Genomic DNA, 13,114 nt, shown 5'->3' with positions numbered 1-13,114 from the left:
GACATGGTTGATATGACAAAAACTCCGACTGAGAAAAAACTCACCCAGAGTGACATTCGTGGCGTGTTCCTGCGTTCTAACCTGTTCCAGGGGTCATGGAACTTCGAACGTATGCAGGCATTGGGCTTCTGCTTCTCGATGGTGCCGGCGATTAAACGCCTGTACCCGGAAAATAACGAAGCGCGCCGTCAGGCTATTAAACGTCATCTGGAGTTCTTCAACACCCATCCATACGTGGCAGCGCCGGTACTGGGCGTTACGCTGGCAATGGAAGAGCAGCGTGCGAATGGTGCAGAGATCGACGATGGCGCGATTAACGGTATTAAAGTTGGTCTGATGGGGCCGCTGGCCGGTGTCGGTGACCCGATTTTCTGGGGTACGGTGCGCCCGGTATTTGCAGCGCTCGGAGCAGGGATTGCCATGAGCGGTAGCCTGCTCGGGCCACTGCTGTTCTTCGTCTTGTTCAATATCGTCCGTCTGGCAACACGTTATTACGGCGTGGCGTACGGCTACCGTAAAGGTATCGATATTGTTAAAGATATGGGCGGTGGTTTCCTGCAAAAACTGACCGAGGGGGCGTCAATTCTCGGCCTGTTTGTTATGGGGGCGTTGGTTAACAAGTGGACGCATGTGAACATTCCACTGGTGGTATCAGAAATTACCGATCAGACCGGTAAAACCAACGTTACGACAGTACAAACCATTCTCGATCAATTGATGCCGGGCCTGGTACCGCTGCTGCTGACTTTCGCTTGTATGTGGCTGCTGCGTAAGAAAGTTAACCCGCTGTGGATCATCGTTGGCTTCTTCGTCATCGGGATTGTGGGTTACGCTATCGGTCTTCTGGGTCTTTAATATGTGATGTGATAACCGGGGGCTTGCCCCCGGTTTTTTTATGTAAGGAGAAACAATGACGATTACGGATATCGTATTGGTACTGTTTATCGCCGCCCTGCTGGCTTTCGCCATCTATGATGAATTCATCATGCCACGCCGCAATGGTGCCACGCTCCTGGCGGTTCCCCTGTTACGCAGAAGCCGTACCGATGGGGCTATTTTTGTCGGCCTACTGGTGATCCTTATCTATAACAACACAGCCAATGGCGGTTCATCATTAACCATGTGGTTATTATTTGCCCTGGCTTTGCTGGGTATTTATCTATTCTGGATCCGCGCCCCCAAAATCATCTTTAAAATGCGTGGTTTTTTCTTTGCTAATGCCTGGATTGAATATAGCCGTATAAAAGAGATGAATTTATCGGAAGATGGTGTGTTAGTGATGCAATTAGAGCAACGACGTTTGCTTATTCGCGTACGAAATATCGACGACCTGGAAAAGATCTCAACAGTTTTACTTAAAAGTCAGTAATTTAGCATTTGACAGGGCGAAAATCGCTCCGCGTAAATAATCAGCAGAGTTATAGCCGTTGCTATATTGATGGGAGATTTACTTATATTTATTAACGTAACTTTCACCAATAAATCTAAATGCTAATCGTTATCACACGGCAAGCAACATTATATATTGCCGTTGTTGTTTTATATTCTCAAAATATGTTAAGGTGCGTCCGTCGTTGGGGAGTAGCCGATTTCCACCACCCGGAAATGTACGTGTCAACATACTCGTTGCAAAACGTGGCGCGTACGGACTGAAACCATCAGTCAGGCGAGACCATTGGCACATCAACTGCTGTTTACTGGGGGCAGAGATGTGTTATATGGAATTCCCGGTCAGGACGCTCACATGAATTTATCTGCCACTCTTCTCCTCGCTTTTGGCATGTCGATGGATGCTTTCGCGGCTTCTATCGGTAAGGGTGCCACCTTACATAAACCGAAGTTTTCCGAAGCATTGCGCACTGGCCTTATCTTTGGCGTGATTGAAACCCTGACGCCGCTGATTGGCTGGGGGCTGGGCCTGCTGGCCACAAAATTCGTCCTGGAATGGAACCACTGGATAGCGTTTGTGCTGCTGGTGTTTCTCGGTGGTCGAATGGTGCTTGAGGGAATACGTGGCGATGACGACTGTGAAGCGGAAACGCCCCATCGTCATGGTTTCTGGTTGCTGGTAACCACTGCAATTGCTACCAGTCTCGACGCGATGGCTGTTGGCGTTGGCCTCGCGTTCCTGCAAGTCAATATTCTCGCAACTGCGCTGGCGATTGGCTGCGCCACTTTTATTATGTCCACATTAGGAATAATGATTGGTCGCTTTATTGGCCCCTTGCTTGGAAAGCGCGCCGAGATCCTCGGTGGGATCGTACTCATTGGCATTGGCGCGCAGATCTTGTGGAGCCACTTCGCCGCTTAACTTTCCCGCTGTAAGCAGTGGATTGTAAAGTCGGTCTGGCAGTGGAACTGCTCCATTGCCGCTAACTTTTCCCATACCTCCGGTTTTGCCCGCCAGGCAAAAGGCGTCATCTGCAATAACGCAACGGCTTGCTGGCCCGTCAATGTCATCTCATAAGAGAGCGATTGCTGTTCCAGCAGTTTGAATCCCGCAATATCGCCGCTGTTTTCCGCATGTAAATGCACCTCATCATAGATAAGCCCCTTAAGTTCCATCAGATGGCGCGGCCCAGGTGATGCAGTGATAACAATACCTTCTGGTTTCATTACGCGTGCCAGTTCTTGCGCCTTACAGGGCGCATAAATACGCACCAGCCCGTCAATGCAACCATCCTCAAAAGGCAAGCGGTGGCTGGATGCAACACAAAACATGATCGCCGAATAGCGTTTTGCCGCCGCACGGATCGCCGCTTTTGAAACATCCAGCCCTAACATTTGTGCCCCATGTTGCTGAGCAATCGCGGCAAACGCCTGGGTGTAATACCCTTCTCCACAGCCTATATCCAGCACCGCATCGGCTAACGACGGTAGCCGCGCATGCAAAATGTCGCCAATCGCATCACGCAGTGGCTGGTAATGCCCCGCATCCAGAAAGGCACGGCGCGCCTGCATCATCTCCGCGCTGTCACCCGGATCTTTCGAGCGTTTATGCTGAACGGGCAAAAGATTGACATACCCCTCTTTCGCAATATCAAACTGATGTCGCTGTGCGCAAAAGAAGGATTTATCTCGACGGTACAAAGGTTCGTGGCAGAGCGGACAACTGAAAGCCATAAAAACTCCGGGGCGTTCTTAAAGGGCGAAAGTGTACCGCCATTTGTTATGCCGTGGAAATTAAAAAGCCCCGCACGAAGGCGAGGCTTTATGTCTGACATTGATGCGCTACACGCGCTTCAAGCTCAGGGGTGTCGAAATCAGATAGCAGTTACGTTAACTGCAGCCGGGCCTTTCTGGCCGTCCTGAATTTCAAACTCAACGTTCTGGCCTTCGGCCAGAGTTTTGAAGCCGTTACCCTGGATTGCAGAGAAGTGTACGAATACATCTTTGCTGCCGTCAGCCGGAGTAATGAAACCAAAACCTTTAGACTCGTTGAACCACTTAACTTGACCTTTAATCTTTGCCATTTGCAAAATTCCTTAATGTATATACTTCGCCCGCAGGCATTGACTGAGAAAACTGAGACATTACTGCTTGAGGCACTAATATAAGGTTCGGCAGAGAAGCTGTATTCAACGAAACGTGTTTACTCAGGACTTCTTTACTGAAAATGCCACACATAAACAGAACTGTACCTCGATTGACCCAAAACGTGTTATCACATAATACGTAAATTATGGCAAGCCATTTTTAAACATGTCTGGATCCGTCGCACAAATTCAACAGGAACCGAGACTAGTTGTGCACGTTTATGCATAGAATTGAACGCTATAACAGACGCTCTGAACACCAATACCAATACTCAAAGCAGCCAATTTATTACTATAGCTCAATAAGTTCCGTTGCTCCATGTCAGCTCCCTCCTCGCTATGCATATAGCGTATATCGTAAGAACTTTTTGCGCATACTTATGCTTTTTTCTAAGACTAGGAAGATTCTTAAACAAATATACGCATCGGAGAAACTATTACCTTAAACCGGTATGGATATTTCTTGTGCAAATAAGCAAAGTTGTGCACCAAAATAATGAAATTATGATGACACTGCCTCATAAAAAGGCAAAGAAAACGTTTCGATATAAATAAAACAACATGATTATAAAAGATCTCATCTTTTTGGAGGAGAGTCTGAATTAACAAAAGGGCAAATACTGCCCAATTTTTAAGATCCTAAAATTGTCATTCTCTGCTGCCGTTTCGGTTAATGCTTGCTGTAACTCTGTTACAGGCTCATCAAGCGATTCGTCCGCCAGCTCAAATACACCCCAATGAATGGGAATCGCAAGTGGTGCCCCCAGTTGTTGCCAAAGCGCGACAGCGCTTTGTGGATCCATATGATTCATTGCCATAAACCAGCGTGGCGCATAAGCTCCAATCGGCAGCGCGATAGTATCCAGTTGACCTAATCGTTGAGGAATGGTGAGCAATTCTGGCGTGTAACCTGTATCACCAGCAAACCAAAAACGCTGCGTGGATGATTCAATGACCCAGCCGCACCACAGCGAGCGATTGCGATCCCACAAAGTGCGCATGCTCCAATGTTGTGCAGGCACCGCGGTGTAGGTCATTCCCTGGAATGTAAAACTTTGCCACCAGTCTAACTCAGTAACATGCTGCGCACCGCGACGACGAAGCCAATAGCCCACCCCCAGAGGCACAAAGAAATGCACATCCGGAAAGCGACGCAGCAGCGCACACACCGTCCACGCGTCCAGGTGATCGTAGTGGTTGTGGGAAATTAAGATCGCGTCCAGTTGCGGAATGTCGGCAATCGCGAGTGCTGGCGGTGTACACCGCTGAGGACCCGCAAAACTAACAGGTGAAGCACGGTGGGAAAAGACGGGATCGGTGAGGAGATATTGGCCCTGCAGGCGCAAGAGCATACTGGCATGGCCTAACCACCAGAGGCCATCATCATCACCAGTAATATTGGCTTTTTGCCACCACTGTTCGATAAACCCCGGGTAACCGCTGGAGGGTGGTCTGGGAAGACCGGCGGCTTTGCGCTCTTTCCGCCAGCGCTTAACATCTCCGGCTTGATGGGCGACAGAGGCCGAATTGTTAAAACCTTCCGGCGTGTGGTGCGAGATTGCAGGGTTATACCAGGGGTTTCTCCACGCCATCTCGCACTCCCGGTCTGGCTAGCGCTCTGCGACCAGGCGAATGAAATCATCATCGCCTTTTTGTTGCGCTTTTGCTGGCTCAACCGCTTCTTCTTTTTCAGGTTCATTTGACTCGCACAGCCGGCGCAGCAAGGCATTTTGTCGTTTTTGCTGATCCAGCAGAGCTTCGAGTAACTCGATTTGTTCATTCGTACGTGAACTGGCACGATTGATAAAGAACCACAAAACCAGACCGACAAGCAGAACCACCAAAGAAAGGACTATGGACGCAAGGTTGATCGCGCCTGAATTTAATACTTCGTTCATTTCACCACCTCTATATAGACGCGGCATTCTACCACTGACGTCAAGGAAGGAAATCTCTCACTGAAAAAATGCCATTACCAGGGGATGAATTTATTGATGACGCAGATGCCGCTGAAGAATTGTACATCTTGATCACACATTACGTTAAGCATTTGAGTCCAGAGCAGCAGGCAGACTACCAATACGGCAGCCAGAATCAGCCATCTATATTTTCTCACTCCACTCTCCGATACGTTGCAAGGTGTAACCAGGTTATCATGGCTTCCTTAAACCGCGACTAACTGTATCTCCTTTCGGTATTTTTAGGAATGCTGGACTTGTTTCACCAGGTAAATACCGTAGCCTTGTGATACAGTCTACCGATGTGCAAGGAGCAAATATGCGTACACTCATACGAAGCGTTATTATTCTGGCGCTGCTGTGGATTGGGCTCTTGCTGAGCGGTTACGGGGTGTTGATTAACAGTACGGAAAACGCTGCTGGGCTGGGCTTGCAATGTAAATATGCTACTGCACGAGGCACCAGTACCGCACAATATATGCATTCCAGTAATGGTTTTTTGGGTCTGGCAAACTGCCCGCTGTTGCGTAAAAGCGATACCGTAGTCGATAACGGCTAATCCTTTACATAAAAAAAGCCGCCTCTTCAGGCGGCTTTTTTTATCTTCATTCAGAACGGATAGTCGTTATAACCCATCTGTTCGGAAATTTTACGCGCGGCATTGTGCAGCATTTCTACGTACTCATGCAGGCGTTCTTCCGAAAAGCGCAATGTCGGGAAAGAAATACTTAAACCAGCAATCACAACGCCGAAACGGTCAAAAACCGGTACGCCAATACAGCGTAAGCCTTCTTCCTGCTCTTCGTTGTCTTCGCCATAGCCCTGCTGACGCACAATATCCAGCATCGGCAACAGATCTTCGGTGCTGGTGATAGTGCGCTCAGTGCTGCGCTTATATTCAACACCTTCAAGAATCTGCTGCACTTCTTCACGATCGCGCCATGCCAGAAGGACTTTACCAATCGCGGTACTGTACAGCGGATTACGGCGACCAATGCGCGAATACATGCGCAGATTGTACATTGAATCAATTTTATGAATGTAGACGATGCTATCTTCATCCAGCGCACCCAGGTGGATGGTCTCTTTCGTCAGACGAGAAAGCTCACGCATTTGGATATCCGCGCTGCGGATCAAATCAACGTTTTGCAATGCGCGCGCGCCAAGCTCAAAAAGCTTCAGCGTCAGGGAATATTTTTCAGACTCCCCTTCCTGCGCGACATAACCTAACGATTTCATGGTTTGCAAAAAGCGATAAACGGTGCTTTTCGACATCATGACACGTTGCGAAAGCTCGGTGATGCCGATTTCACGCTCTTCTCCGAGCGCCTGCAGAATGCCAAATACCTTCAATACAGAAGAGACAGAATCTGGCTGCTTGTCCAAATCTGCGATTGCCATTAATCACCTCATCGCCTGTGTTTTATAAAATTCAGAATCGGTTTTTATTATAAATTCGTCATCCGGTCACCGCAATGCGCGTTTGTCAACTTCGTTACAAATCTGCGACATAAAACCGGAATGCCAATGATAGAATTATTATACAAATAACTTTGTGACATTAGCCCTGAAATTTCCATGGATAAAACTTCCCTTGATGGCTTGCCCATTCCACAGCGTTACGGCGCAATTCTGACAATTATTATTGGCATCGCCATGGCCGTGCTGGACGGTGCAATTGCAAATGTTGCTCTGCCAACCATTGCCCGGGATCTCAATGCTTCCGCTGCCAGTTCAATCTGGATTGTGAATGCCTATCAAATTGCGATCGTCGTTTCACTACTGACCCTTTCATTCCTTGGCGATATGTTTGGTTATCGCCGGGTTTATCAATGCGGCCTGGTGCTCTTTACGCTTACCTCGCTATTTTGCGCGCTTTCCGACTCGTTATTGACCTTAACGCTGGCGCGTGTTGCGCAGGGCTTTGGCGGTGCCGCACTGATGAGCGTTAATACTGCGCTCATTCGGCTGATTTACCCCTATCGAAGCCTGGGACGCGGCATGGGCATTAACTCGTTCGTTGTCGCCGTATCATCCGCAGCAGGGCCGACCATTGCAGCAGCCATTCTTTCTGTTGCTTCCTGGCAATGGTTATTCCTGATCAATGTACCGCTGGGTATTCTCGCCTTGCTGCTGGCAATAAAATATTTACCTCCCAATGCGACACGCAGTGCAAAACCTCGATTCGACCTGCCCAGCGCAGTGATGAACGCGCTGACATTCGGCCTGTTAATCACTGCTCTTAGCAGCTTCGCACAGGGGCAATCCACGGTGTTAGTGTTGGTGGAGTTGGCCGCATTGTTGCTGATTGGCTCACTTTTTATTCGCCGGCAGTTGAAATTACCCGTGCCCTTATTACCAGTAGATTTGCTGCGGATCCCGCTTTTTTCTTTGTCGATTGGCACTTCGGTCTGTTCATTTTGCGCACAGATGCTGGCGCTGGTTTCCCTGCCCTTCTTTTTGCAGACGGTGCTTGGGCGCAGTGAGGTGGAAACAGGTTTGCTGTTAACGCCCTGGCCGCTGGCGACAATGGTAATGGCTCCGCTGGCAGGATATCTGATTGAGCGCGTTCATGCCGGGCTTCTGGGTGGGTTAGGAATGGTCATGATGGCGGGCGGGTTATTTGCACTGGCGTTGCTACCATCGGCACCGGCTGATACTGATATCATCTGGCGAATGGCATTATGCGGTGCAGGTTTCGGCCTGTTTCAGTCACCCAACAATCACACTATTATCACTGCAGCGCCACGCCAGCGCAGCGGTGGTGCCAGCGGCATGCTGGGTACGGCGAGGTTACTGGGACAAAGCGCCGGTGCTGCGCTGGTAGCGTTGATGTTTAATCTTTTTGAAACACATGGGACGCATATCTCGTTGCTACTGGCAGGAACACTCGCCACGATCGCCGCCGTAATCAGCAGTCTACGAATTACACAGCCGCGCGCCAGTGAGTAAAGAATCGCTTGTATAGCACACCATCGAAGGAATTAACTCCCTGCCCGTTCGGTAAGCTTTAAATCCAGATGCCGTAGGGCAAAACTCAATCTATTGCTTACCGCATCCACAGAACGTGGTTTTAGCTGGGCAATAAAAAACGCGTCATTCGACGCGTTTTTTTATTCCAGGTAACCTGTTATTTCAGATATTCGCCAGAACGCAATGCTTCAATACGTTTATCCAGCGGCGGGTGAGTCATGAACAGTTCACTCAGCGATTTAGACTTACCGTTGATACAGAAAGCCATCATGCTGCTTGCTTCCTGCGGTTCATAACTGGTTTTCAAACGCTGGAGGGCAGCAATCATCTTCTCACGACCAACCAATTTTGCAGATCCGGCATCGGCATGGAATTCGCGGTAACGCGAGAACCACATGGTGATAATGCTCGCCAGAATACCAAACACCAGCTCCAGTACGGTTGCAACAGCGAAGTAGATCAGCGGGTTGCCGTTAGTTTCTTCGCCATCATCACGGTTGCCACTGAGGAAGCCTGACGCAATTTGCGCAATGATACGTGAAATGAAGATAACAAAGGTGTTCACGATACCCTGAATCAGCGTCATGGTGACCATGTCGCCATTCGCAATATGGCTGATTTCATGGGCGATAACGGCTTCGGCCTCATCGCGGCTCATGTTTTGCAGCAGGCCGGTGCTGACAGCAACCAGCGAAGCATCACGGCGCGCACCAGTTGCGAAGGCATTGATATCTGGCGCATGGTAAATAGCCACCTGCGGCATCGCGATACCCGCCTGGCGAGACTGCCGGGCAACGGTGTCAATCAGCCAGCGCTCCATATCGTTACGTGGCTGTTCAATCACTTCACCACCGACAGATTTCAGCGCCATCCATTTCGACATCAACAGCGAAATGAACGAGCCGCCAAAACCAAACAGCAGCGCCATAATTAACAAGCCCTGAACGCTGCTCGACTGAATGCCCGTCAGGCTAAGTACCAGACCGAACACCAACATGACGGCCAGGTTAGTCAACAGGAAGAGCGCGATTCGCATCATAATTTTCTTTTAACCTCGACTTAACAAAACGCACTATGCGATTACCCACATCGTATGGGCATAGCGGTTATTTTCAAGCATCCGAGCGGCGTAAGTCACGAGAAAAACACAACTTTACATTTTGTAGTACATTGCTTACGCCAGAGAGGAGTTGTTAAAAAAAACAGGCACAATTTCTTGTGCCTGTTTTATTTTACTTGGCGGGAGCGGGCTGTTCCGCTGGTTGATCTTTTTCCAGATGCGCCAGATCCAGGGCAATATGAACCGTTTCATCGAGATACGGATCGGGCTCCTGATAATCCTTTGGCAAATCATCCAGTTTTTTCAGTAACGGTTTGCCTTCGCGTTTGAAGCGATCGTTGAGACGAGAGAGACGAATGGCATCATCTTCCGCATTCTCTTTCTCACGCTGCGCCAGGTTAAGAGAAACGATGTTACGTTTATCTTTCAACGCATCGAAACGCGCAATGTCTTTCATGATGTACTGGAACTCAGGATCTTTGGCGATCCGTTCCTCATGATCTTTGAGCAGCTCCGCGCCAAACGGTTTTAAATCGCCAGACTTGACGAACGTAGCCGCGTTAATGCTGTCCCACGGCAGTGCGTTGTCTTCAAATTTTTCACCGGTTTCAGTAACCTGCGTCCCCGTCGGCATAATAATGTCCGGCGTTACGCCTTTGCGCTGCGTGCTCCCACCGTTAACACGATAGAATTTCTGGATGGTGTACTGCACCGATCCCAGCGCCGGCCACTCAGGACGAAGCATCTGATCGTAAATACGGTTGAGCGAGCGATATTGCTGAACAGTGCCTTTACCGAACGTCGGTTCGCCGACGATCAGCGCGCGACCATAGTCCTGCATTGCAGCCGCAAAGATTTCTGATGCAGAGGCGCTAAAGCGGTCAACCAGCACCACCAGCGGGCCTTTATAATAGACCACGCCGTCGGTATCGCTGTCTTCACGCACTTTACCGTTGTTATCACGAACCTGTACTACCGGGCCGGACGGAATAAACAGACCGGAGAGCGATACCGCTTCCGTCAGCGCGCCGCCGCCGTTAGTACGCAGGTCGATAACCACGCTGCTAACGTTTTGTTTTTCAAGTTTTTGCAACTGGACTTTGACATCGTCAGTCAGACCAACGTAGAAGCCAGGGATGTCGAGAACGCCAACTTTTTCTTTGCCGACGCTCTTCACTGACATTTTCACAGCGCGATCTTCGAGACGAATCCGTTCGCGCGTCAGGGTAACAATACGCGTTTTGGTGCCCTTACCCGCCGGCAGGATTTCGAGGCGCACTTTACTGCCTTTTGGTCCTTTAATCAGCGCAACCACATCGTCAAGACGCCAGCCGATAACATCAACCATGTTCTGGCCAGTTTGACCTACACCTACGATGCGATCGCCAACGCTGATAGCTTTGCTTTTCGCCGCCGGGCCGCCCGCGACCATAGAGTTGATCACGGTATAGTCGTCATCTCCCTGCAACACCGCGCCAATCCCCTCAAGAGACAGGCTCATCTCGGTGTTAAATTGCTCGGTATTACGTGGAGAAAGGTAGTTGGTATGCGGGTCAATTTCACGCGCAAAAGAGGTCATGGCTAACGAGAACACGTCTTCGCTATTGGTTTGCGCCAAACGGCGAATCGCAAACTTATAACGACGCGTCAGTGTGTCGCGGATCTCTTTCTCGTCTTTCCCGGTCAGCTTCAGGCTAAGCTCATCGTACTTAACTTTGCCGTCCCACAGCGCATTCAGTTCCGCTTCATCTTTTGGCCATGGCGCTTTGCTACGGTCAAGGTTAAAGGTGTCATTGCCGGAAAAATCCATTGGGCGCTCAAGCACCTTCAGCGCGTACTGGTAGCGCTCAAAACGACGTTTCTGCGCCAGGTTGTACAGGTCGTAAAATACGTCCAGTTTACCGCTGCGCAGTTCGTCGCCAATCAGGCTTTTTTTCTGGGAGAACTGTTCAACATCGCTCGCCAACAGCACATTGTGGCTGTAGTCGAGCAGATTGAGATAACGATTGAAAATCTTCGCCGAAAAAGCGGCGTCTAAATCAAACTGACGGTAGTGAGAGCGGGTGAAACGCGAGGTAACGCGTTCGCTCACCGTCGCGTGCTGGGTCTCTTCCTTTAATACCGGAATTTGATCGGCACGGGTAATATCTTCCACAGCCAGAGCGTGGCCTGTTACGAATAACAGACCAGCCAATGCTGTGCGCTTAAACAAAGTGTTCATGCCAGGCCAGGCCTCCGTTTCAGAACATTAAATGTTCTGCGCGTACAATCATCGACATACCCGAGCTAAGCTGTACGCGAACGCCATCTTTAGTGATTTCCAGCACCGTGGCGTCCATCGCATTATTCCCTGCTTTCACCTTCAGGTTTTGCCCAACGCTCAGCACAGATAAATCTGAAACTGGTGTATGGCGCTCTTCCTGCTGAGGTGCACGCTGGGTTTTCGCGACAGGTTTGTCAGTACGAGGTTTGCGTTCAGCGCCCTCTTTACGACGCGGAGCCGGGCGAGCTTTGCGCTCACGGCGCGGCGTCTCTTCTTGACCTGCGGCAGCAGCGGCTTCTCGTTTTTTAGCTTGCTGTTCAGCACGTTGTGCCTGAACGCGCGCTTTGGCTTCTTCAAGCTGTTTGCGGGCATGTTCTACGTGTTGCTCATCCAGCACGCCACACGCGTTGCCATCGAGATCCACACGCGCCGCACCCGCTTTGATACCATAGAGGTAACGCCAGCTTGAAGTATAAAGACGTAAAGCGGAACGAAGTTGGGTTTTGCTGAGATTCATCTCACCCTCAACACGCTCGACGAGATCCTGAAAAATACCGATTTTCAGGGGGCGTGCTTCGCCTTCAGCACTGAAACAGTGTGGGAAACGTTCGGCCAAAAAAGCGATAACTTCTTTACTGCTATTCAACTTAGGTTGATTTTCCATGAAATTTCCTGATTACAACGGACGTTGCCAACAAGCGCAGGCATGAACAGGCGTCATTATAATGACGCTATCGGTAAATGCTACGTTATCCGTTGATTATCCTGCGACGGGTGCAAAGATTTTTTGATAATCGGTCGCCGCAAGAACGTTTTCAAGATGCGAAACCAGTTCGCGCAGCCCCTGTTCATCCTCGGCGGTGAAGCGAGAAAAGACGACGCTGTCGATATCCAGCACGCCAATAATCTGATTATTTACCGTTACCGGCAGTACGATTTCAGAATTACTTGCCGCATCACAGGCAATATGACCATCGAACTGATGCACATCTTCCACACGCTGTACGCGATTTTGCGCAACCGCAGTGCCGCAAACTCCTCGCCCAACCGGAATGCGCACACAGGCAATTTTGCCCTGGAACGGCCCTAACACCAGCGTATCCGCTTCCAGAAGATAAAAACCGGCCCAGTTCACCCCATCAAGGCGTTCAAATAACAGCGCGCTAGTATTCGCGAGCGTCGCTAAAAAACTGGTTTCACCTGCCATTAACGCCTGAAAATCGCGGTTTAAATCCGCGTAAAATTCTGTTTTGTTCATTATCCAACCATTTTGGTGTCTTACTTCGAAAAACTGCTTAGCCTATTAAAATAAGCATTAAATGCG

General features: G+C 49.7%; 15 protein-coding genes and 1 pseudogene. 5 read left to right on the top strand and 11 right to left on the bottom strand.

Translation table 11 applies throughout. The annotated features are described in order from the left end of the window. Positions 1 to 3: 3 nt before the first annotated feature. The 3 genes from AAIG26_RS00565 (at position 4) to mntP (ending at position 2,311) form a co-directional block, all read left to right on the top strand. On the top strand, positions 4 to 855 hold the full coding sequence (locus AAIG26_RS00565; RefSeq protein WP_020454084.1) for a PTS mannose transporter subunit IID: 852 nt from the start codon (positions 4 to 6) through the stop codon (positions 853 to 855). A 55-nt stretch (positions 856 to 910) separates the two neighbouring features. After that, complete coding sequence (locus AAIG26_RS00560) at positions 911 to 1,369, top strand: DUF986 family protein (protein WP_343179362.1); 459 nt, start codon at positions 911 to 913, stop codon at positions 1,367 to 1,369. A gap of 375 nt (positions 1,370 to 1,744) precedes the next feature. After that, positions 1,745 to 2,311, top strand: coding sequence for a manganese efflux pump MntP (mntP, locus tag AAIG26_RS00555; protein ID WP_045511389.1), 567 nt, complete (start codon positions 1,745 to 1,747; stop codon positions 2,309 to 2,311). On the opposite strand, the gene rlmA is transcribed toward mntP, so the two are convergent. The 6 genes and pseudogenes from rlmA to mgrB all read right to left on the bottom strand — a co-directional run bounded on the left by rlmA (position 2,308) and on the right by mgrB (position 5,652). After that, positions 2,308 to 3,123, bottom strand: a complete 816-nt coding sequence (rlmA, locus tag AAIG26_RS00550) for a 23S rRNA (guanine(745)-N(1))-methyltransferase (protein ID WP_343179361.1) — start codon at positions 3,121 to 3,123, stop codon at positions 2,308 to 2,310. The two genes, mntP and rlmA, sit on opposite strands and share 4 nt — an antisense overlap. A 140-nt stretch (positions 3,124 to 3,263) precedes the next feature. Next, complete coding sequence (gene cspE, locus AAIG26_RS00545; RefSeq protein WP_001062678.1) at positions 3,264 to 3,473, bottom strand: transcription antiterminator/RNA stability regulator CspE; 210 nt, start codon at positions 3,471 to 3,473, stop codon at positions 3,264 to 3,266. A gap of 41 nt (positions 3,474 to 3,514) precedes the next feature. Further along, positions 3,515 to 3,627, bottom strand: a pseudogene (locus AAIG26_RS00540) (DUF2627 domain-containing protein); the annotation flags it as partial. A 511-nt stretch (positions 3,628 to 4,138) separates the two neighbouring features. After that, entirely contained in the window at positions 4,139 to 5,128 is a 990-nt protein-coding gene (locus AAIG26_RS00535) for an MBL fold metallo-hydrolase (protein ID WP_343179360.1), read from the bottom strand. 18 nt (positions 5,129 to 5,146) lie between these two features. After that, positions 5,147 to 5,434: a YebO family protein gene (locus AAIG26_RS00530; RefSeq protein WP_269230801.1), complete on the bottom strand. Its 288-nt coding sequence runs from the start codon at positions 5,432 to 5,434 to the stop codon at positions 5,147 to 5,149. 74 nt (positions 5,435 to 5,508) lie between these two features. Beyond that, complete coding sequence (mgrB, locus tag AAIG26_RS00525; protein ID WP_017456969.1) at positions 5,509 to 5,652, bottom strand: PhoP/PhoQ regulator MgrB; 144 nt, start codon at positions 5,650 to 5,652, stop codon at positions 5,509 to 5,511. A gap of 161 nt (positions 5,653 to 5,813) precedes the next feature. On the opposite strand from mgrB, the gene AAIG26_RS00520 reads away from it, so the two are divergent. Further along, positions 5,814 to 6,053 carry a YobH family protein gene (locus AAIG26_RS00520; RefSeq protein ID WP_343179359.1) on the top strand — a complete coding sequence of 80 codons (240 nt, stop codon included), beginning with the start codon at positions 5,814 to 5,816 and terminating at the stop codon, positions 6,051 to 6,053. Positions 6,054 to 6,103: 50 nt separating this feature from the next. On the opposite strand, the gene kdgR is transcribed toward AAIG26_RS00520, so the two are convergent. Continuing rightward, entirely contained in the window at positions 6,104 to 6,895 is a 792-nt protein-coding gene (gene kdgR, locus AAIG26_RS00515; protein ID WP_045511376.1) for a DNA-binding transcriptional regulator KdgR, read from the bottom strand. Between the two features lie 177 nt (positions 6,896 to 7,072). Between kdgR and AAIG26_RS00510 the strand changes: the two genes are divergently transcribed. Further along, positions 7,073 to 8,446: an MFS transporter gene (locus AAIG26_RS00510; protein WP_343179358.1), complete on the top strand. Its 1,374-nt coding sequence runs from the start codon at positions 7,073 to 7,075 to the stop codon at positions 8,444 to 8,446. Positions 8,447 to 8,624: 178 nt separating this feature from the next. On the opposite strand, the gene htpX is transcribed toward AAIG26_RS00510, so the two are convergent. From htpX to AAIG26_RS00490, 4 genes are all read right to left on the bottom strand, one after another. Next, positions 8,625 to 9,506, bottom strand: coding sequence for a protease HtpX (gene htpX, locus AAIG26_RS00505; RefSeq protein ID WP_044489388.1), 882 nt, complete (start codon positions 9,504 to 9,506; stop codon positions 8,625 to 8,627). 193 nt (positions 9,507 to 9,699) lie between these two features. Then, positions 9,700 to 11,748, bottom strand: coding sequence for a carboxy terminal-processing peptidase (gene prc, locus AAIG26_RS00500; RefSeq protein WP_045511371.1), 2,049 nt, complete (start codon positions 11,746 to 11,748; stop codon positions 9,700 to 9,702). A gap of 19 nt (positions 11,749 to 11,767) precedes the next feature. After that, positions 11,768 to 12,454 carry an RNA chaperone ProQ gene (gene proQ, locus AAIG26_RS00495; protein WP_020454095.1) on the bottom strand — a complete coding sequence of 229 codons (687 nt, stop codon included), beginning with the start codon at positions 12,452 to 12,454 and terminating at the stop codon, positions 11,768 to 11,770. A gap of 96 nt (positions 12,455 to 12,550) precedes the next feature. Next, complete coding sequence (locus AAIG26_RS00490) at positions 12,551 to 13,048, bottom strand: GAF domain-containing protein (RefSeq protein WP_017456962.1); 498 nt, start codon at positions 13,046 to 13,048, stop codon at positions 12,551 to 12,553. Positions 13,049 to 13,114: the final 66 nt, after the last annotated feature.

This window comes from Kosakonia sp. PSU_27 (genome assembly GCF_039409795.1).
GTDB lineage: Bacteria > Pseudomonadota > Gammaproteobacteria > Enterobacterales > Enterobacteriaceae > Kosakonia.
Note: the sequence above shows the minus strand (reverse complement) of the source record. Positions and strands in the feature narration are given on the sequence as shown.